Raw genomic sequence first — 20,014 nt, forward strand, 5'->3', positions numbered from 1 at the left:
ACTATCCCTCCATAACAAATACTTTTTCAAATCTCCAATATACAAGCAGCCACCATAATTCAACATCACTAAAATTATTTATACTATTTAAATATTCAGGTAAAATTATTTCTTTTGCCATTCTACCGCCCGATATCTGCTTCCAATTATCCATACAAATTTCTTTAATTTGATGATTATATACGCTAGGAGGTTCGGGAAACGCATACTTTTTTCTGTCTACTATGCTTTGTGGCAAAAATGACTTCCCGTATGTTCTAGGAATATATTTTTCTCTACCATCTTTTATCTTGATATTCCCTGAAATACTCATCGATAATTCAACAAGCTTATGGCTATCAACGAAAGGGACCCTACTTTCAACACTATGTGCCATGGCAAGCTTGTCCTCTTGTAATAGCAAATTATGCAAAATAGTTCTAATTGCCATGATCGAATAATTGTTCAGTTTATCGTCTTCATCTTTATCTTTTTGATACTTTACTAAATTTCTATTTAAATAATCCCTTAGAGTTTTTTCAATATTATGTTTAATATCTGGCTTCAATTTGTTTCCGAAAATCATATTGGGTATGAAATATTCTTTTAATAAGGTATCGATATTATCGTTTTGATTTATAAATTTAAAAATACCCCAATTAAAAATATAGCCAAGCCAAACTTCATCAGAACCCTGACCGTTAAGCACGACTGTAAATCCATCATTTTTAGCAGCCTTGTAGTTAAAATAAACCGATATATAAACTTTATCAATTAGAATCTCTTCAATATGATAAATTACTTCGTCAATTTGTTTTAACATATAATGTTCATTTGCTATTAAAATGTTATGCTGTTTAAACTTTTCTTTATTTACTAGCTCTAATGCGTGGTTCAAATCCAGATCATTATCGTTGTTATAATGAATGGTATAGGTATTAAGCGGTTCTTGTAAATTATCATTTGCAACTTTGCATAGCAGACTGCTATCTATTCCTCCAGATAAAAAAGCAGCGATAGGAACTTTTGATATAAGCTTTTTCCTTACAGAGTCTTCAAATATATTTGCAAATTGATTAACTGCAACATTTTCGTCATTAATACCATTATCATAGCTTAATTCATAGTAATATTTTTTAACTACACTATCATTATTTATTTCTAAATAGGTTCCAGGTTCTATAGTATATATATCTTTAAAAAATGTAAGTTCAGGATCCATCCATAATTTTGATGCTAATGAAATCATTACAGTTTCGTAGTTATAATCTTTTCTTATGTTACTATTTGCTAAAATACTTTTTATTTCTGAAGCAAAAACTATGCATTCCTCATCTTTATAGAAATGTAAAGGTTTAATTCCAAATCTATCTCTTATCAGATACATTTTTCTTGCTTTTTTATTAAACAAAGCTATAGCAAAACATCCTTCTATCTTTTTTAGAGTTTTTTCTATACCCCAAGATGAAAAGGCTTTAATCAATACTTCTGTGTCCCCATCACTTTTAAAAGTTTTTCCTTTTAATATCAATTCACTTTTAATGTCTGCAAAATTATATATTTCACCATTATATGACATAACAAAATCTTCATTGATATATGGCTGAATTGAATTCTCTGATAAATCCTGAATTTTTAATAGTCTATGTCCAAGCCCAATATTTTTTTCAGTCCAAATATCACCTGCGTCTGGTCCTCTATGTATAATCAATTCCAGCATTTTTTCTATTTCTGATTTTTCTACATGATTACCGTTAAATTTTATTTTACCCACTAACCCACACAATTTTCCATCCCCCTAAAACTTTACAATCATACCGCCATCTACTGGCATGTTTATTCCATTTATATAATTTGATTTATTGGAACATAAAAATTCAATTACATCAACGTATTCGCTAAATGTTCCTCTCCTGTTCAATGGTATTCTTTCTGCCGGATATTTCCAATCATCATAATCTTCTTCATTTGGACTAAAAGTACATGATTCATTTACTTTTGTTGTATATCCTTTCATACCGCTTATATTTACTGAGTTAGCTGTAATTCCAAAAGACCCATACTCAACTGCAATTGATCTGGTCAAAGCATCCAATCCAGCTTTTGTGATAGAGTATTCAGCAGCATTTTTTACAGTTCGCATGCTTAAATCAGAAGAAATATTAATTATCTTCCCAAATCTGTTTTTTATCATATTGGGGAGAATATTTTTACAAATATAATAAGGGGCAAATAAGTTCACCTTCATAATATTTTCAAATTCTTCCTTTATTGTATCAAGCATTGGCTGATCTATATCCAAAGCAGCATTGTTAATTATAATATCAACTTTGCAAAAATCACTTAATAGCTTTTTACATGAAGAACAAATGCTGTCGTAGTAATTCAAATCACATTCATATATACTGACACCGACTTGATTCCCATATATTTTACTTGCTTTGTCTATATCTCTGACTAAAAGTATCAGATCATTATTTGGTAACAACCTGTTTGCTATATTTTGTCCAAGCTTGCCTGTTGCTCCTGTTAATAAAACATTCATTCATAACACCTCAATAAAATTCTTACAGACAATAGTAAAGTCATATTATTCTAAACAAAAAAATCCTTAAAATGTGTCGAGAGCCTGTCAATAGCAGATCCACTTATGTAAATTCCATTTCTATAGAGATTTTTATAAATAAAATGCTTTCTCAGATCAAATGTCCCTAATTTATCCATATAGGGGAAAATAAAATCTTCTCTATATTCACAAAACTTAGAATAGGGAGCAGCAAAGTTAAACCCGAAAGTTTTATTTTTAAACCGATCAACAACATTTTCACATTTACATTCATTAACGATATTTTTAATTCTTGATAGTTTTGGATATTGTATAATTATTTTATATATATCTTTGAAGCCTCTTTCTTTCAGGTAGTCTGTTGCGTATTGCACAGTATTTCCTGTTAAAATATTTTCATCTATTAAAATACATAAAGCGCTCTCTCCTCCCTTAATGGTTTCAACCCAATTTGTAGCTTTTTTAGGTTTGATCATCACATCTCTGAATTTTTTCATGATATTTCCGCTGATTACTTTAATACCATACTCATCAAGTATAATTTCTGTCATAATTGCAAGTTCAATCGAGCCGTAATTTAAACCTAGAGCAAAAACTTCATTCTTATTAATCTTTTCTTTTCCATACTCAGTAATAATCTCTTTAACACTGTAGTCAATACAAATTAAATTCTCTATAATATTATCTGATTCACGATATTTTCTGAAATACAAATATAAATCTTCATTCAAAAGACTTTTCATATTTTCATCTATATATTTAGAAAAGTCTTTTTGAACTTTTAAAAATGAACTGATTATTGAACATACTTTATAAATTCTTATTTTTTCATTTCTAAATAGCAAAGAATATACTTCCGAAAGAACTTCTTTCAATAGTTTATAAGAATCTATTTCACATATGTTTTTATGATTCTTATAAATATATATTGCTTCTTTGTTTTGAGATACGGATAATAGGAAAAACAAATTAATATCAAGACAATTTCTAATGCTGTCATATAAAGATAATATCAATTTAAGGCTTAAAACATTATCTTCTTCAAAATCCAAAGCATACAATTTCTTATCTATATCTTGAAAAAACTCAATAACATTTTCAATTGTATTCTTAATATCTTCTATTGAAACGTCTAAATCTCCCAGAAAACATAAACCAAAATAATAATTGATAGGCCCTCTTAATATTAACTTGTCCTCTAAATTACAGGTGTATTTTCTGTTATAGGATAGACAATCACAATCATAAATCTTGAATATTGGATGGTTACCGCATTTATTTCTCAAGGTAATCAGCTCTTCATCTTTTAAAAAAATTGCACCGGTATTAATTTCATATAAATCATAAATTTCACTTAACTTCTTACGGAAGCGTTTGTTTAGCTTTTTTAAATATTTATTAATTATCATCTTATTCCTAATGGTTAAATTTAATTGAAATTCTGTAAATTTATTCAGTAAAGTATTATTTATCTCAATTTCTCCCATAATAAATTCTCCTAAACGCAAAACACCAAGGCAAGTTTGCGAAGATTAATTTAATAATTCTCAATAGTGATACAATTATTTGGAAATATATTTGACACGTTTAACTTTTCCACTTACAGTCTTTTCAAACTTTTCTATTATGATAATCTCTTTTGGAATTTTGTAATCTTCTAATCTTTCTTTGCAATACTTGAGAACATCTATTATCTCCAATTTTTTATTGTCCTTTGTAACTATATATGCAATTAATTGAGACTCTTCATTCTCAGTTACCAAAGCTTCTAAAATATCCGGGAAAGTGGAAAGCACTCCTTCGATCTCTTCCGGCTGTATATTTTTGCCTGATATTATAATCATATTATCTATTCTTCCTGTTACATATAAATAACCATCTTCATCTAAATATCCCAAGTCACCGGTATGTAGAAGTCCATTCCTTATGGTGTTTTTTGTTAATAAGTCATTCTGATAGTACCCTAACATAACGTTAGGACCTTCAACAATGATTTCGCCTTTTTCATATGATTCTATCTCTTTACCATCTGAATCAAATATTTTTACCTTGACATTGTCAATTGGTCGTCCGCTTGATGCTAATTTATTAAGCAAGTCCTCTCTTTCAATATAAGTAACCCTAGGGGATGCTTCTGTTAACCCATAAGAATAAATTAAATTGGTATTTTTGAATATCTGTATAAGCTTCAATATATCTTGATATGGCATTTTAGAGCCATAAAAATTAATTATGCGCAAATTAGTAAAATCATAATCATTAATTTTTTTGTACTCCATCATTTGTTTTAAAATTGTAGGTACAGCAAAGAATATAGAAATCTTTTCTTGTTCTATGGTTTTTAATATATTGCTGGCAAGTGGCAATTGAACAGTCAAAACCAAACAGCATCCATTAAATAATGCCACTAAAAATTCGCCAACAATACTTGATGCATGACATAAATTCTTGATTAACAAAACTCTTTCATTTGGTTTTAGATTTAAATATTTGCTTATGCTTTCAATATTACTTGTTATATTATCAGCTGTTAACATTACTCCTTTAGGAATATTTGTGGTTCCTGATGTTAGCAATATCAAAATAACATTATATAACTCTTCATATTCAATTGTACTTTTCGTATATAATACTCTATATCCATTTTCATTCACTACTAATTCCATAATTCCCTCATATTCAGAATACTTGATAAAATTCGTATCCGATGTTATTAAGTATTCAATATGAAATTTCTCAATTAATTCCAGTGTTTTTTTTATGCCAGTATTTTCGTATATAGGCACAATTATTCCATCACATAAAATCATGCTTAAAAACAAAACAATGAAATCAAGTGGCTTACTGACTATCAATGCAACTTTGCATCCTTTTCTTATACCACAATTTTTTAGTAATTCTGATATACTTTTTACATATTCATCAAGTTCGTAATATGTAAAACATTTACCATTGCAGACAACTGCATGATTTGATAATTGTTTTTCATTTTTTTTCATTATTAAATCAAATAAATTCATTCTTTTGTCTCCATTTTAAGCCTAATGTGTAAACAATATAGTTATAATCAAGCATAGTTTAAGTTCCAGCCAGTAAATAAAATCCAAAAAACCTTCATCAGCTATTTTAATTTAACTCGTTGTAATCTTATCTTAATTAAAAAACAGGCATATTCGTTAAAATATGTCTCTATCAACCACTGGCAATTGATTTAACTGACAGATAATCTACAATTCGGATTAAATGTAATGCTATAGTTCCCAATTTACGTCCTCATATTTAATAATGCCTCGCATTTTGCCTGAAATCTTATCTGTATAAAACTTTTCAGAACTTATCATTTCAATATTTACTTTTTGAGAAAAACATTTATATATATTTTCTGATACAAAGTCCTTAATAGTTTTATAAATTGCACTATCAACACCTAATAAATAAAAATAAATACTATTATTATCATAAATAATCTGATAATTCTCTAATGGTAATAATACATAATCTGAAAATTCCAAAAAGATATTATCAAAAAAGCTACAATGAATTTCAAAATTTTCTAATATAACTTTCTCAGAAATTCTAAAACCATAAGTTTTAATACTATCTCCATCAATAGATATTAAATCATTCAACTCATATCTTATAAAAGGCATGCTTTTGAGTCGCAAATTTGTAACAACGCAACACCCGTAGTTTTTCATGAATCTGTTATCCTGCTTTTGCTCAAGTATTATATCATCCATTATTTTAAGCTTTCCATCCCTATCACTAAAAGCCATTCCCCAAATTTCATGGCAACTGTAATGAATACATGTTTTGCAATCAAACACCTTCTCAATTAAAAGCTTATAGGCTTCAGGCAAATACTCACTAATAAGTTCAACTACTTTTAATTTCAAATCAATATTATATTTGATCGCAATATTACAAAGAACAAGTGCAATGGATGGTGGACAAATTAACCACTCAATTTTCTTATCTATCATAAGAAGCAGGTCTTCAACGAATTTATATTCATTTGCTTTTCTCATTGGAAAATGTATAATAATATTTTCTTGCTTACCTATAACAGTGTTATCTTTAGAAAAATCTTTGCCATTATAATAATAAAAAGCATATCTTTTTGTTGCATCTACGTTAAAATTACGTCTCTTGCTCCAAAGTAACAAATCCAAACTAATCCATTCACTTTTGGTTTTATAAATATCCAAAGGTATCTTTTCGGTTGTACCATTTGTTTTATCGTGCTTTAAACTATTAACATTAAATCCTTTTGAAATAATTTTATCTTTGTTGCTACGAATTGCTATTCTTTGTAATAAGGGAAGTTCGATAATATCTTTTAAAGGTATATTTACATTGTTATACAACTCATTATAAAATAGATTATTTTGTTTTACGTAACTTACTAATTCATTCAGTTTATCAATATTATACATATTATAATGAAGCACCTTTCTACATAGTACCGTCTGTAACTAACTTAAGTAGCTCTGAAAAAATAATTAGCTTTTCAATAACTAAATCACTATCATTTAACTCAATATCAAATTTATTTTCCAAATTTACTACTAATCTCATAATACTAATCGAATCCAGCATTAAGTCCTCTATAAGATTTGTATTATGATTTATCTGCTCCTCCTTAAAACTTGGTGCAAGCTCAATAATAAGTTCCTTCAAAGCTCTTTCTTTTTCATTCATAAAATTCCTCCCAGATACTTTTTGATTATTTTGCCAAAAGTCAATGATACGTAAATGATTATTTGATACAATTCTTTGAATAATTACTCAGTGATACTGCATTACAGATTACTATAATTCAAGCATATATTTTTTAAATTCAAGCCAGTCGTGTATTCTTTTAATATCAGAGTTAATAAATTTTTTATTATACCAAGTATCCATTAAAAATACATGTGCATTTGTTTTTAAAGCTACATCCAAACAATTTTCAAAACTGTCATCAATAAAAGCAATCGCATTACAAGTCGATACATAATTTGATTTATTAATTGCTTCCAATACAAGACAATCAAAAATAATATCGTTTTTCTTTAACCATTGCTCTGTTAATTTTTTTACAATTCCGGATTCCTGTTCTCGCCGGGCAGATATGATATGAATTAAAAATCCTTTGTAATGAAGCTCTCTTAATATCTTAGCTGCATTATGCTTGCATGCAATGTTTTCTAAGTATTTAGGGTAATAGAGGTCAAAAAAACCAAATGTATCAGCCTTATTCCATTTAAGCATTTCAGCAAAATAGTAGTAGTTTCCACATTCGATTTCATAATCTATAACGCTGTCTCTTCCTAAAATTTCCTTATTATAGGCTAATGCATATTGTAATATAGTATCTGCTGTATTCGAAATAGTATCATCCAAATCACAGCATATTATTTTCCCTATATTCATTTGACAATTTCCTCAGAAATCTCGTGGAGATTTTGAAATAAAGCTCCGATATGCAGCCCGTCTGCCAGTGAGTGGTGAACTTGGACAGATACGTCAATAAGAAATTGATCCCCTTGTGCTTCGTATTTTCCCCAGCAGATACGAGGGATACAGTCTTGAATATCTAGTCTCATGGGATTAACCACAGATGTAATTCTTGCCATAGGTACACAAGTGATATAAATTACATCATCTCTATCTTCATAATTGATGATTAAATCACTTTCAGCCACTTTTTTTGCCTTTTGAAATTCATTAAGAAACGGTAGCATTTCATCAAATTCAACTATGCTTGTATAGCAATAAGAATTATCAGGTTTAAGTGCAGAAAAAGATACTCCAACAGAATTATAAAGAGCTAATTTATCACCCTGTATACGCAGTCTGAATGCATCAATGCTATTAACTGCTTTCATTACAGCCCAAGTAACCATTCCGTAAATTGAGATATGATTTGTTTGAGCATAAAGTACAATCTGAGTAATGTTAACTGGACTACATATAGTTAGATATGGATATGAATATGAAAGAAATCTCTTATATGTTGAGTACCTATACCATTTAGATATATCAATAAATTGTTTTGAGTTTTCGATAAATAATCATCACTTTCTAAAGTAAAATAATTTAAGAAATCCAACTTTATTTAAACTTATTTCCTTCTTTAATAGCACCTGACAATTCAAAAAATGATTTTGTAATTGCATATACATAGCAAATCAGCTTTTTAGATTCCTACATCGCAATTCCGTATCTTACAAACAATCTCCAAAGCAACACTAACCTGCCTTAAATCACCAAACCACATTAGTTCGATTTCGGCACGCCTTTTATGCCTGTTAATCTTCCTTATTATGCTCTCCCTACCCTGCAGCGGTCCCGTAGTGACAAACACCTTATCTCCTACTATAAAACCTTTCGAATTTTCTACAATATATTCATCATTACAAAAGCCAACAAGAATCGCTTTTCATCTTCACTTAGCTTCACATAATTATATTTCCATCTCCAAGTAAATAGAAAATACACTTAGAAAACCTTGCATACTTATATGCAAGGTCTACAAAAATTCTTTCATTTAAAATTGAATCAGTAAAAATATAACCGGGAAACATTGGTCTTAGTTCTTTGCGAATAGATTATGAATTCTTAATCACTATCTCAACCTGGGGAAGAAACGCTACTGACTTTTCCTTATCAAACAACTAATTTAAAAACTCACAGGCATTATGTTCTTTTCCTGTTTGCACATGAAATACAAACCATTTGCTCATCTCAAAAAAATCTCCTTCTTAAGATACAGCTTCGCCCTTTCGTTTATTGTATATAATAAACTACAAGGTCTTTACTGTATTATCCTTACCGCCAGCTAACGAGCATTGCTACGATTATTGTACGATAAGTGCTTTTAAGAAGTTTAAAAACACACATTAAGCCGACTTCTACATTTTTGCTTAAAACCAACTGCTAAGTAGTTAGCGATAAATCTCGACAGAAATCGACACAATTATTGCCACATTAATACCCAATTTCCTTAATTGGTAATTATTTCTTTGATTAGTTTAGCAGAAAATATATCATAAAACAATATTTTTTTTGGATATATTTTCTTTTTTCTTTTTTTAAAATGCCCACAACCCTTATGTAGCATTCGTATTAAGTACTTTTTATTTTTTAGTATTTACTCATGCCATTTCGCAATAATATGATTTAATTCGACATAGTGCAGAAAACCGACTAATCACTTAAGCCGCTAAAAAGTATGCACACCCTTATGCCATAAATTTCAGGCAGGTGTGCATTTCTTGAATTATTTACCAAACATCATAATGGTAGCAAGCCTATTATTAACTTCATTTTTGCCCCCCAAACGCCAAAAAGCCCTCATATGAGGGCTTTCCGATTGTATCAAAATCATAGTTTTCATTTGGTTGCGGGAGCAGGATTTGAACCTACGACCTTCGGGTTATGAGCCCGACGAGCTACCGGACTGCTCCATCCCGCGATATTTAAATGTTCTTATATAATAATACACTTTTACATCATAAAAGTAAATGTAAAATTAATACATCAACTGATAAATATTTCTTGTTTTTTTTCTAATTATGATATAATATATGAGTTAGGCTATTATATAACACTATGGGTTGATAAATTTTTGAACATAACTCTCTTTATTTTTTTGGAGTGGGAAGTCAAGAATCAGTTAAATCCAAATAAATTAAGGAGGTATATATATGGCAGATAAAACATTAACATGCAAAGATTGCAACAGCGAATTTATTTTTACAGAAGGCGAGCAGGCTTTCTACAAAGAAAAGGGATTCGAAAACGAACCGCAGAGATGCCCTGACTGTAGAGCAGCAAAAAAGCAGCAGCGCAGAAATAACAGCTATAACAACAATAAGAGTTTTGGCAACAGGTGGTAAAAAAATTAGAGTTTCGCTTAAAAAAGCGGAACTCTTTTTATATTAACCAACATATTCAAACAATAAAAATGAATTCACTTGCTGGGCAATAGGCTTACACATTTGATACTATCCGCCTTTCCTTGCTATTATCACACCAAACCCATAAACTCTTCCTTTAAGGCCTCATCCAAATTCTTTACTTTTATTGTTTTCCCAAAGGTATTGCTTTGTATTGATACCTCAAAATTGAATATCTTCCTTTTACGCTGAAAGATATTTGTTCTCTCCGATGTAGATTGTATATCCCTTACTTTAATTATTGATGTAGTTTTTTCGAAAGCCTTGCTGCTCATACAAAGCAAATTCATGGCAATACCGGCTGCCGAATTTTTGTATTCAAGAATACCTCTGAACAAAAACACCAGTACTATTATCATACTTAAATATCCGTACTCAAACAGAATACTCAAAATTGCAAATAATAAAAACGGTACTGCAAGCGATGATATAATGAATCTTCCAAGAGTCCTCTTCGGCACTTTTATAAGCTTTCCCTCAAATACAAATTCCGGCAGCAGATTTTTCATAATATCTATTTGCTTTATCTGGCCTGTTATAGGATATAATATGGCTTCTTCACCCTTTTCATTTCCATATCCTATACTTTCAACATATATTGCTTTCAAACCGCAAAACTGCCTTAACAGATTCTGTTTTATATACACTGCCTTTATCTTGCTTATAGGCAATATATAGTTTTTCTTCTCAAGAAGCCCGTAATTTATTATTATATTCTTCCCTGCCCTTTCAGCAGAAAAACCGTAATACTTAATAAATGTACCTAATACAGAAAATGTAAAGGAAAACATCAAAAATATTAAAATTATTGCCGAAATCGTCAGGGTTAAAGTTGAAACCGACATAGTATTGAATTCTATCCCACCAAATAAGTTTTCCAGTTTTCTTATATTCTCATCAAGAAAAGTGGATAATATATCATCAAAAAAAGTATATATTGACCCAATAAAAGCTATACCTGCAAATACTGCATTTGAAGTAATGCCTGTTTTTATCAATTCAATATTGGAGACAGTATAGATCTTTTGTTTTTCTTTAGTGATACTGTCTGCCACATATTCAGTAACAAAGTTTGCTTCCGTACTGTTTTGTGTCAGTCTTAGAATCTGCTCTCTTAGGAGTTCAGCTTCAGCTTTACCTACGGTAATTGATACCTCTGAAATTCCTATACTGCTGTTTCCTGTATCAACTTTCAGTGATGCGATGTGTAATACTCTCTGTTTTATGTTCTGGGATATATTTATGGTCTGTATTTTGCTCAAAGGTATTTCCCTGCTTTTCACAACAAAAACACCTTCTCTTATAACCAAAAATCTCTCACTAATGAAGTACACATTCTTAAACCATTTAGCAACAAAATAAATAATAACGGCAACAATTATTGTGCCAAAGATAGCCAGCATGGCTCCCGGACTTAGAAAGTCAGACTCCCTATTCTTATAGCGTCCTAAAATAATTATGAGCCATGGGACAAAAACTTTTATTATACTGGAGAGAATACTGTCAATAACCGAAAGAAAGTTGTTTCTTCTATAGTTTTCCATCCTCTTCGTCCTTCATTATACGCTTATTTATACTGCTTACTATTTCCTGTGCTTCTGAGTATAATACTGCTTCAATTTCATGAGACTGTCCTGCCGTAAAAATCGCTATATTTGCCAGCGAAAATTTTTTCTGTAAAGGCCCTTGTTTTATATCCATATGCTGAATCCTTGAAACAGGAATCAGGGTCCTCTTCCTGAATACTATTCCGTGAATGAAATCAATATGCTTTTCTGAGATTCTGTAGGCCCACTGCCTGTACTCGAAAAACGGATGCACTACAGTAATGTAAATACTTATAGCCACGCCGGGAATAAGGACAAGATAGCTTGTGAATTTGCCTATAACATAACATACGCTCATAATTATTATTGAAGCAATAACTCCATTAATAACCCACAGCTTTTTTGCTGATGGGTGGATTTTTGTATAATTCTCCTCCATTTAAAGGCCTCCTGATAGCAAATATATTAGATCTGCAAATTTTTTCCACATGAGATACTAATCAAACGCATCGTACCGCCAGTACAACAGGCTAGTTTACATTATATGCTAAAGGCTCACTATCACAGACAAATTCAGACATTTTACCTTCAAACACACGCACTATACCCGGTATACTGCAAAATTCCTCAGGAATAATCAGAGATAAATCCTTGCTGAATTCATATATCCCGCTTTCCTGCAAAAGCATAGCAGTAAATTCCGAACAGGTATATCTGTTTCGCATCTTTATAGGTTTTTTTATTACTATGCCGAAAAATGCAGCTAAATTATACTTATATATTTCACTGTTTTGAATAAATCCGTCCAAGCGGGTATTAAGCTTATCATAATCAGCATCCTCAATCTCCAATGAAAATATAAGGCACCTCACATTCTTAAAATGCCTGTAAAATCCTTTGTTCAGCTGTTCTCTTATAAAGCCGCCTACAAGTGGAAAATAAAGCAATTTTCTGCCAAAAGTATAAAACGATTTCATGCTATCGATACTGATAGCTATATGATTGTACTTTGATCCTGTATATAGCCTGATACCCCTCATAATAAGGGAATCAACCTGAGTCAGAAGCAGATATATCTTCTTCATTGGTTAACCTCACCTGTTGAATTCTTTATCAATAATATAACATATTACACTATGAATATTAAGTAAAAATATGCCTTACTACAGAAAATGCATACGATTTTTGTATAAAGGCACAATAATTATTAACCGTATATTTGCAAAGGAGTTACTGTTTTGGATACAATAAAGCAAATCATCTGCCCCTTATGTAACAATACCAGCTTTGTAGTAAGGTATGAAGCAACATATGTTTATTCGTATTATATAGATTCAGATGCACCCGGGATAAAAAACAGCCATGAATTCCTTCCCTTCATGTTTGATAACCGTGAGCAAAAGGATTCCAGACAATACATTGAATGCATCTCGTGTAAAGCCATATATCCGTGTTACTTCAACGAATGGAATTCCGGAATAGGTCAGGTAGACCTGCAAAAGGCAATAAGCCCAAGTAATGCAGTCCATCCCGGCTTAAACACCCAAGCTCACTGATGACAAATAAATCACATATTTTTGCATACATCCTCAAATAACGTTTTACTTAAATATTAATCAAAAATATATTAATTAAGGAACATGTATTATTTTCACGAGAAGTAAGTTAGTTTTTATTGCTTTATGTCGCATTTTGTATTATATTAATAATAACTAGCAATTAGATGATAAAAATGTAATATTTTAGCATTCCAAACAATAAGATCAACAATAATTATTTTAAATCGGGGTCAATCATGGATATAGCTACACTTGTAGGAATTATCTTCGGAGTTGTTTGTACAATAATTTCCATTCTTCTTGGAGGAAGCCTCCTTGCATTCTTTGATATTCCATCTATTTTTATAGTTCTTGGTGGCGGTATAGCTTCTACGCTTATCAGTTATAGAGTAGGCGAAATAGCAAAAGTCATGAAAGTGGTAGCAAATGCCTTTCAAAAAAAAGATAATTCTCCGGAACCAATAATAACACTTATAGTTGAGCTTGCAAACAAGTCAAGGCGTGAAGGTCTGCTTGCTCTGGAAGCTGATTTGGAAAGAATTGACGATGACTTTATCAAGCAATCCATTCAGCTGGTAGTTGACGGTATTGAGGCTGACCTGGTAAGAGAATATATGGAACTGGAAATTGAAAACATGCGTGCGCGCCATGCCAAAGGCCAATCCCTGTTTAAAACCATGGGAACTCTTTTTCCGGCTTGGGGTATGATAGGTACTCTGATAGGCCTTATAAATCTGTTAAAAGCTCTTGACGATCCCTCAAAAATAGGACCTGCAATGGCCGTTGCACTTATTACAACCTTCTACGGCAGTGTGCTGGCAAACTTTGTTTGCAATCCGATTGCAGGTAAACTCAAACTTAAGAGTGATGAAGAGGTTAAGCAGCGAGAGATGATTATAGAAGGAATTATGTCAATTCAAGCAGGCGAAAATCCAAAAATAATCGAATCAAAGCTAAAGCTGTTTTTGGCCCCTGATAGAAGAAAAATCTACTCATCAAGTATTGAAGCTCCCAGCAATAACCAGGTCGCAAGTAATTAATCCAAGTAACCAGACAGGAGTGATGTCATGAGAAAAAGAAATCGTACTGAAGAGGAAGTTTCTGAAGGCGCTCCGGAATGGATAGTTACGTATAGCGATTTGGTTACACTCCTTCTCACATTTTTCATTTTGCTTTTTTCAATGGCTACACTTGACAAACAGAAATTTGAAGAAATAGCTAATTCCCTCCGTTCAAGCTTTTTAAAAGTCAGCAACGGTGAAAGGTTTGATTATAATAAAGGGAAAAGCGTCATAGGTATTACACCATATGATAATGCAAAAACTGCTGGAGAGCAAGGTGAAGAGCAAAAGAAAAAGGAAGGCCCAGAGAAAGATAACGAAAAAAAGAATGAAGAAAACGCACATGCGCTTCAAAGTGTAAAAATAGAAATAGAAGAAGCCATTTCTGAACTTGGACTTCGTGATCATGTTAAAATTCTGGAGGACAAGGATCAGATCATACTAAGGCTGGATTCGGTTATCCTTTTCAACTCAGGAAGTGCCGAAATAAAACCATCCGGCAAAGATATCCTTAAAAAAATGGGGATAATGTTCCAGAAGTTGAATAATGAAATACTTGTACAAGGGCATACGGACAATTTACCCATAAATACGCCCCTATTCCCTTCAAACTGGGAATTATCTACCAAAAGGGCCACAAATGTTGTGCTTTACCTGATTGATGCTTGTTCACTAAAGCCTTCCAGCCTGACAGCGACAGGAAATGGTGAATTTAAGCCTATAGCTCCTAATGACAGCGAACAAAACAGACAAAAGAACAGAAGAATCGATATAGTAATTAGCAAATAACAGTAATTTCCTGTTCGCTGCATGACTCAGGCTATGCCTTACGATTTATAACCACGATAGTGCCAAGCCAAAAGACGTGAATTGCCGCAGCAGCTGATATGGATAGTACTCCGGGATTGTATACGATTTTTGATATCCAATAAAATGGTAACAATCCTGCAATCATACTTATCCACTTTATGCCCAGTAGGTCTGCCAGACAAAATACGAAAGATGCACTTAGCGCTTTAGAGTAAGTGAGTCCTTTGACCTTATCATCTGCCACGTTGAAAAGCAGCAAGCTTATGATAATTCCCTCCACCCCTGACAGGATTGATATGAAAATAAGAGCAGGAAGACTTATATAGTATACATCAAGAACAAAATATCCGATAAATGTATATATAACCCCTCCGGCAAAAGGTATAGCAAGTCTGTTTGCAATATACCCCTTATATCCTACAGGTGTTACAGACATTAATTCATAGATCTTCTCATCCCGGTCGTCAATCATTAAGAACCCGGCAACAGTTCCCAGCATTCCGGGTGACATTAAAAAAACAAATGTAAGTATATATCCGTAGTATCTAAAAAAATCAAACCCTGTATACTCGGAAATCAAAGGCATAATAAAGGCAATGAAAAGTTTGAATACGGTAAATATGAACAATGGTATAAGCATAAAGAGAATCATTACAGGTTCACGCAAAATTTGCTTAAAATCGGCCTTCATATGCACTAAGTTGATCATTATGTTCAACCTCCGTATACTATTTTTTCACTGAATATTTTTCCCACCAGAAAAAACATGAATATATCAAACATAATCAGGTAAAAAATCTGAGCCAGTGCACTAGCAGCCTCAACTCCGTTAAAAGCTCCATATACGATATTTAACCCAGCCATACTAGGAAAAACGCTAAAGACCCACGAGTATTCAAAGCCAAGAAGTGAAAAGCACGGTAATACTATAAACAACATATACGGAACGGATTTTAGAAGATATTGGTTTATATTCCTGCACCCTGCTGCAACAATAAACCCATAAAGTGTAAAGAAAACAGAAGAAAGCAGTACTCCTGCAATCAGCAAAAAATAATTTACACTTCCCTTATATACCATTGCCGTAAGGGCAAATCCGGCGATTATAGCAAGGGTTGAAAGTGAGATAACCTTTGCAGCAAGATACTCCATTGATCTAAGAGGAGTAACAACAACATAATCTAAAACTCCTTGTACTTTTTCCAGCATAACTATACCACCTATAAAGAAAAAGCCTACTATAGTAGGGTCACTAAATACTACTATCGGTACAACTATTTTGTGAAACTTATCAGGTATTTGGCCTAATACTATCATATATACCAAAGTCAGAAATACATAAACAGCATAAAAACCTTGCTTAATCTGAAACCTTACATCCGCCTCTACGGCGCTTAACACTCTCATACTTACCTCCTTGTAACCGGTATCCTGACTTACATCAGTTCCCTTCCTGTCATTCTGATAAAAATATCCTCCAAAGTAGCTTCCTGACTATGAATGGTTTTTATTTCACAAGACTTTAACAACTCAAAAAAACTGCTGTTTTCCTTCAGTCCGTTCAGATCAAACTCCGACGCTTTGCAGCCTTCAGTATCATAATACTCGACCTTTACTCTTTTTTTTCCCTGCTTAACCATTAATTCCTTAGGGTTGTCGATTATAGGTATTTTACCATCTACAATAAATGCTATCCTGTCACACAACTGTTCAGCAACAGTCATATTATGTGTTGTCAGGAAGATCGTTTTCCCTCTGCCCTTTAAATCAAGAATAATATCTTTAATAATTTTCGCATTTACAGGATCAAGGCCTGATGTAGGCTCATCCAAAAACAAAAGCTCTGGATCATGCATAATAGCACGAATGAAATTCAGCCTCATCTTCATGCCTTTTGAAAAACCTTCAACTTTCTTATCTCTGTCAGGAAGTAAACCGACCCTATCCAGAAGACTATCAATATCACTCGTCCCGTTTTCATAGTAAGCCCCAATTAGCTTAAGATTTTCTGCTGCAGTAAGCTTTTGATACAGGTTGGGAAAATCAAAAGCAACTCCTATTTGTTCAAAAAAATCTTTTCCCCATTTTCTTCTTTCCTTACCCAGCACTTCTACACTTCCGGAATATCCTCTCAATAATCCGATTATAATCCTTTGTGTAGTAGTTTTGCCTGCACCGCTGGGTCCTAAAAAGCCGAATACTTCTCCCTTGCTTATTTCAAAATCTATACCCTTGACTGCTTTTGTACCGGTTTTGGGATATGAAAACTCAAGCTTTCTGATTTTTAGCATATATACCACCTCATAAAATATCACATGTTCTTTTTTACTTGAAAAAAATTTTCCTTGCCCTTCCATTCTACTGATCAAATACTATTTCCAGTTTCCCAGCAGGCCCATTACACCGATGAAATGAAGGAGCATATATTCAGCCAACAGTTCTTTTCTGGTTTGTTCATCCTTACACCTCTTTAATACTGCAACAACTCCATTTAGAATCTGCTCAGCAATGATTTCTCCCAAAGCTTCTCCTGTATTTATAGATGTATTAACGTTCATGTGCTCAGCAAAATGATCTTTTAGCAGATCGATCATTTTCATTCGGGTGTTTTCATATCTTGTTCCCTTACTGCTTTCTATAAGCAAAACAAATCTGTCAGAAAAAGACGGCATTACACTGTTTAGTAGTTGCTGAAGCACCTTTCGCCATTCCGACACATCCGAAATCTGCCAGAGATAGTCCGGTCTTTCCACTTTATCATGGTTCTCAATAAAATATATAAATTTTTTATACTCACTATCAACTAAAGCACCAAACAAATCTTCCTTGTTTCTAAAGTAATTATAGAAATTCCCGATCGTAGTCCCTGCCAATTTAACAATTTTTCTGACAGAGGCATTTGCAAACCCCTTATCGATAAACTCTTTCTCAGCTTCACACAGTATAGCGTTCCTGACTTCATCCTTTTTTATCTGAACAATAAAAATCACCCGCCCTTTTTTATGATAGCAAGTTTTTTACAATATGTCAAATAAACAGCCATAAGGATATACTCCTTATGGCTGTTTGATAATTTTATTCTACTATTTCAGTTCCCTTCTTATCCATCAAAGCTGTCAGCGAAGTTGCCAAACCTGCTATTCCTTGGATCTCCGACGGGATAATAATCTTTGTCGCCTTACCGTCTGCAACCTTCTCCAATGCTTCCAGACTCTTGATTGTAATGACGGCTTTGTTTGGATTGGCTTCATTTAGCATTCTGAGTCCTTCAGCTGTAGCCTTTTGAACTTTGAGAATAGCTTCAGCCTCACCCTCCGCAGATCTGATAGCAGCTTCCTTCTGAGCCTCTGCTTTTAAAATCGCAGCCTGTTTCTCAGCTTCTGCATCCAATATTGCTGATTCCTTCCTACCCTCTGCAACAAGAATAGCGGATTTCTTTTCCCCTTCAGCCCGGAGAATGGATTCCCTACGTTCTCTTTCCGCTTTCATCTGCTTTTCCATTGCATCCTGAATTTCCTTTGGCGGTATTATGTTTTTCAGCTCCACTCTGTTGATTTTTATACCCCACGGATCTGTAGCATCATCCAGAATTGCTCTCATTTTTGTGTTTACTGTATCGCGGGACGTAAGCGTTTCATCCAGCTCCAAATCACCAATAATGTTCCTTAAAGTTGTTGCTGTAAGGTTTTCTATAGCAGACATAGGATTTTCAACACCATAAACATACATCTTCGGATCAGTTATCTGAAAATATACAACCGTATCAATCTGCATAGTAACATTATCCTTAGTAATAACAGGCTGTGGAGGAAAATCAACCACCTGTTCCTTTAACGAAACAGCCTTTGCTATCCTGTCTATCAAAGGTATTTTCACATGCAGGCCTACACTCCATGTAGTCAAATACGCCCCAAGCCTTTCTACTACATAGGCATGCGCTTGCGGTACAACCCTTACGTTAGCTGCAATAAGAAATAGTGCAACTATAGCTAGTATAATTATAATCCACATTTTGTTACCCCCTCGTTCTTTCAGTTTTTATACACTGACTTTTTTTACTATAAGCTTGACACCGGAAATATCCAGTACTTCAACTACTTCATTTGCAGGAATATTATCATTATCAGAAGATCTGGCAGACCATACCAGCCCGGATATCTTTACCTGGCCGTAACCGTTTATGTTATCGATGGTTTCAGTTACTACACCTTTTTTTCCTATCAATCTGTCCGCATTTGTTTTCTCTGTCTTGAGTTTCAGGTACTTTACCACAATCGGTCTTGTATAGTATAGAAGTATACCTGATGAAATAATAAATATTATTACCTGCCAAACAAATGAAAGTCCTATCAAAGACCCGATCATGGCAAATAGTGCTCCTATTGAAAACCAGAGCGTAACGATCCCCAGAGTAAATGCCTCAATAATTGCCAGCACTACAGCGATAACCAACCATAAAGCAGAATGTGGAATCCCTTCAGGCATAATTATCCTCCCCCTTCAATACAGCAATCATAAGTAACTGCAAAACCTTTACTACGACTTTATC

The 20,014-nt window shown here is 32.8% G+C and carries 22 protein-coding genes and 1 tRNA gene; 4 read left to right on the forward strand and 19 right to left on the reverse strand.

What is annotated here, in order from left to right; genetic code table 11:
- Position 1: 1 nt before the first annotated feature.
- The 10 genes from asnB to N3I35_15445 all read right to left on the reverse strand — a co-directional run bounded on the left by asnB (position 2) and on the right by N3I35_15445 (position 10,004).
- Positions 2–1,765, reverse strand: coding sequence for an asparagine synthase (glutamine-hydrolyzing) (gene asnB / locus N3I35_15400; GenBank protein ID MCX8131464.1), 1,764 nt, complete (start codon positions 1,763–1,765; stop codon positions 2–4).
- A 12-nt stretch (positions 1,766–1,777) separates the two neighbouring features.
- On the reverse strand, positions 1,778–2,524 hold the full coding sequence (locus N3I35_15405; GenBank protein ID MCX8131465.1) for an SDR family oxidoreductase: 747 nt from the start codon (positions 2,522–2,524) through the stop codon (positions 1,778–1,780).
- A 50-nt stretch (positions 2,525–2,574) separates the two neighbouring features.
- Positions 2,575–4,032, reverse strand: coding sequence for a phosphoribosyltransferase (locus tag N3I35_15410; protein ID MCX8131466.1), 1,458 nt, complete (start codon positions 4,030–4,032; stop codon positions 2,575–2,577).
- Between the two features lie 75 nt (positions 4,033–4,107).
- The gene (locus N3I35_15415) at positions 4,108–5,565 is read right to left on the reverse strand and encodes an acyl--CoA ligase (protein MCX8131467.1); all 1,458 of its coding nucleotides are present in this window, start codon (positions 5,563–5,565) and stop codon (positions 4,108–4,110) included.
- 231 nt (positions 5,566–5,796) lie between these two features.
- Positions 5,797–6,981, reverse strand: coding sequence for a hypothetical protein (locus N3I35_15420; protein ID MCX8131468.1), 1,185 nt, complete (start codon positions 6,979–6,981; stop codon positions 5,797–5,799).
- Positions 6,982–7,000: 19 nt separating this feature from the next.
- A complete protein-coding gene (locus N3I35_15425; GenBank protein ID MCX8131469.1) occupies positions 7,001–7,246 on the reverse strand; it encodes a phosphopantetheine-binding protein in 246 nt (81 codons plus the stop codon).
- Positions 7,247–7,357: 111 nt separating this feature from the next.
- Complete coding sequence (locus tag N3I35_15430) at positions 7,358–7,960, reverse strand: hypothetical protein (protein ID MCX8131470.1); 603 nt, start codon at positions 7,958–7,960, stop codon at positions 7,358–7,360.
- Positions 7,957–8,568, reverse strand: coding sequence for a CatA-like O-acetyltransferase (locus N3I35_15435; protein MCX8131471.1), 612 nt, complete (start codon positions 8,566–8,568; stop codon positions 7,957–7,959). Before N3I35_15435 ends, N3I35_15430 begins: the two co-directional genes overlap by 4 nt.
- Before the next feature lie 158 nt (positions 8,569–8,726).
- The gene (locus N3I35_15440; protein ID MCX8131472.1) at positions 8,727–8,894 is read right to left on the reverse strand and encodes a hypothetical protein; all 168 of its coding nucleotides are present in this window, start codon (positions 8,892–8,894) and stop codon (positions 8,727–8,729) included.
- Between the two features lie 1,033 nt (positions 8,895–9,927).
- Positions 9,928–10,004 (reverse strand) — tRNA-Met (locus tag N3I35_15445).
- Between the two features lie 232 nt (positions 10,005–10,236).
- On the opposite strand from N3I35_15445, the gene N3I35_15450 reads away from it, so the two are divergent.
- Positions 10,237–10,428, forward strand: a complete 192-nt coding sequence (locus N3I35_15450; protein ID MCX8131473.1) for a zinc-ribbon domain-containing protein — start codon at positions 10,237–10,239, stop codon at positions 10,426–10,428.
- Positions 10,429–10,559: 131 nt separating this feature from the next.
- On the opposite strand, the gene N3I35_15455 is transcribed toward N3I35_15450, so the two are convergent.
- The 3 genes from N3I35_15455 to N3I35_15465 form a co-directional block, all read right to left on the reverse strand.
- Positions 10,560–12,032 (reverse strand): PH domain-containing protein, encoded by a 1,473-nt coding sequence (locus N3I35_15455; protein ID MCX8131474.1) that lies wholly within the window; start codon positions 12,030–12,032, stop codon positions 10,560–10,562.
- Positions 12,019–12,474: a PH domain-containing protein gene (locus N3I35_15460; protein MCX8131475.1), complete on the reverse strand. Its 456-nt coding sequence runs from the start codon at positions 12,472–12,474 to the stop codon at positions 12,019–12,021. The genes N3I35_15455 and N3I35_15460 overlap by 14 nt, the downstream gene beginning before the upstream one ends.
- A 91-nt stretch (positions 12,475–12,565) precedes the next feature.
- The gene (locus tag N3I35_15465; protein ID MCX8131476.1) at positions 12,566–13,120 is read right to left on the reverse strand and encodes a hypothetical protein; all 555 of its coding nucleotides are present in this window, start codon (positions 13,118–13,120) and stop codon (positions 12,566–12,568) included.
- Between the two features lie 153 nt (positions 13,121–13,273).
- Here N3I35_15465 and N3I35_15470 point away from each other — a divergent pair, with 153 nt between their 5' ends.
- From N3I35_15470 to N3I35_15480, 3 genes are all read left to right on the forward strand, one after another.
- The gene (locus N3I35_15470) at positions 13,274–13,591 is read left to right on the forward strand and encodes a hypothetical protein (GenBank protein ID MCX8131477.1); all 318 of its coding nucleotides are present in this window, start codon (positions 13,274–13,276) and stop codon (positions 13,589–13,591) included.
- Between the two features lie 239 nt (positions 13,592–13,830).
- A complete protein-coding gene (locus N3I35_15475) occupies positions 13,831–14,634 on the forward strand; it encodes a motility protein A (GenBank protein ID MCX8131478.1) in 804 nt (267 codons plus the stop codon).
- 27 nt (positions 14,635–14,661) lie between these two features.
- Entirely contained in the window at positions 14,662–15,444 is a 783-nt protein-coding gene (locus N3I35_15480) for an OmpA family protein (protein MCX8131479.1), read from the forward strand.
- Between the two features lie 31 nt (positions 15,445–15,475).
- On the opposite strand, the gene N3I35_15485 is transcribed toward N3I35_15480, so the two are convergent.
- The 6 genes from N3I35_15485 to N3I35_15510 all read right to left on the reverse strand — a co-directional run bounded on the left by N3I35_15485 (position 15,476) and on the right by N3I35_15510 (position 19,950).
- A complete protein-coding gene (locus N3I35_15485) occupies positions 15,476–16,174 on the reverse strand; it encodes a hypothetical protein (GenBank protein ID MCX8131480.1) in 699 nt (232 codons plus the stop codon).
- A gap of 5 nt (positions 16,175–16,179) precedes the next feature.
- Entirely contained in the window at positions 16,180–16,872 is a 693-nt protein-coding gene (locus tag N3I35_15490; protein ID MCX8131481.1) for an ABC transporter permease, read from the reverse strand.
- Positions 16,873–16,901: 29 nt separating this feature from the next.
- Complete coding sequence (locus N3I35_15495; GenBank protein ID MCX8131482.1) at positions 16,902–17,756, reverse strand: ABC transporter ATP-binding protein; 855 nt, start codon at positions 17,754–17,756, stop codon at positions 16,902–16,904.
- Positions 17,757–17,837: 81 nt separating this feature from the next.
- On the reverse strand, positions 17,838–18,455 hold the full coding sequence (locus tag N3I35_15500; protein MCX8131483.1) for a TetR/AcrR family transcriptional regulator: 618 nt from the start codon (positions 18,453–18,455) through the stop codon (positions 17,838–17,840).
- An 85-nt stretch (positions 18,456–18,540) separates the two neighbouring features.
- Positions 18,541–19,476 (reverse strand): SPFH/Band 7/PHB domain protein, encoded by a 936-nt coding sequence (locus N3I35_15505; GenBank protein MCX8131484.1) that lies wholly within the window; start codon positions 19,474–19,476, stop codon positions 18,541–18,543.
- Positions 19,477–19,503: 27 nt separating this feature from the next.
- Positions 19,504–19,950, reverse strand: a complete 447-nt coding sequence (locus N3I35_15510) for an NfeD family protein (GenBank protein ID MCX8131485.1) — start codon at positions 19,948–19,950, stop codon at positions 19,504–19,506.
- Between the last annotated feature and the right edge of the window lie 64 nt (positions 19,951–20,014).

This window comes from Clostridia bacterium, assembly GCA_026414765.1.
Lineage (GTDB): Bacteria > Bacillota > Clostridia > Acetivibrionales > DSM-27016 > SKW86.

What these genes read in the sequence shown, in the direction of transcription:
- N3I35_15405 (MCX8131465.1), bottom strand. Translation starts at nt 2,524, where the DNA reads ATGAATGTTTTATTAACAGGAGCAACAGGCAAGCTTGGACAAAATATA.
- N3I35_15410 (MCX8131466.1), bottom strand. Translation starts at nt 4,032, where the DNA reads ATGGGAGAAATTGAGATAAATAATACTTTACTGAATAAATTTACAGAA.
- N3I35_15415 (MCX8131467.1), bottom strand. Translation starts at nt 5,565, where the DNA reads ATGAATTTATTTGATTTAATAATGAAAAAAAATGAAAAACAATTATCA.
- N3I35_15420 (MCX8131468.1), bottom strand. Translation starts at nt 6,981, where the DNA reads ATGTATAATATTGATAAACTGAATGAATTAGTAAGTTACGTAAAACAA.
- N3I35_15425 (MCX8131469.1), bottom strand. Translation starts at nt 7,246, where the DNA reads ATGAATGAAAAAGAAAGAGCTTTGAAGGAACTTATTATTGAGCTTGCA.
- N3I35_15430 (MCX8131470.1), bottom strand. Translation starts at nt 7,960, where the DNA reads ATGAATATAGGGAAAATAATATGCTGTGATTTGGATGATACTATTTCG.
- N3I35_15450 (MCX8131473.1), top strand. Translation starts at nt 10,237, where the DNA reads ATGGCAGATAAAACATTAACATGCAAAGATTGCAACAGCGAATTTATT.
- N3I35_15455 (MCX8131474.1), bottom strand. Translation starts at nt 12,032, where the DNA reads ATGGAAAACTATAGAAGAAACAACTTTCTTTCGGTTATTGACAGTATT.
- N3I35_15460 (MCX8131475.1), bottom strand. Translation starts at nt 12,474, where the DNA reads ATGGAGGAGAATTATACAAAAATCCACCCATCAGCAAAAAAGCTGTGG.
- N3I35_15465 (MCX8131476.1), bottom strand. Translation starts at nt 13,120, where the DNA reads ATGAAGAAGATATATCTGCTTCTGACTCAGGTTGATTCCCTTATTATG.
- N3I35_15475 (MCX8131478.1), top strand. Translation starts at nt 13,831, where the DNA reads ATGGATATAGCTACACTTGTAGGAATTATCTTCGGAGTTGTTTGTACA.
- N3I35_15480 (MCX8131479.1), top strand. Translation starts at nt 14,662, where the DNA reads ATGAGAAAAAGAAATCGTACTGAAGAGGAAGTTTCTGAAGGCGCTCCG.
- N3I35_15485 (MCX8131480.1), bottom strand. Translation starts at nt 16,174, where the DNA reads ATGATCAACTTAGTGCATATGAAGGCCGATTTTAAGCAAATTTTGCGT.
- N3I35_15490 (MCX8131481.1), bottom strand. Translation starts at nt 16,872, where the DNA reads ATGAGAGTGTTAAGCGCCGTAGAGGCGGATGTAAGGTTTCAGATTAAG.
- N3I35_15495 (MCX8131482.1), bottom strand. Translation starts at nt 17,756, where the DNA reads ATGCTAAAAATCAGAAAGCTTGAGTTTTCATATCCCAAAACCGGTACA.
- N3I35_15505 (MCX8131484.1), bottom strand. Translation starts at nt 19,476, where the DNA reads ATGTGGATTATAATTATACTAGCTATAGTTGCACTATTTCTTATTGCA.
- N3I35_15510 (MCX8131485.1), bottom strand. Translation starts at nt 19,950, where the DNA reads ATGCCTGAAGGGATTCCACATTCTGCTTTATGGTTGGTTATCGCTGTA.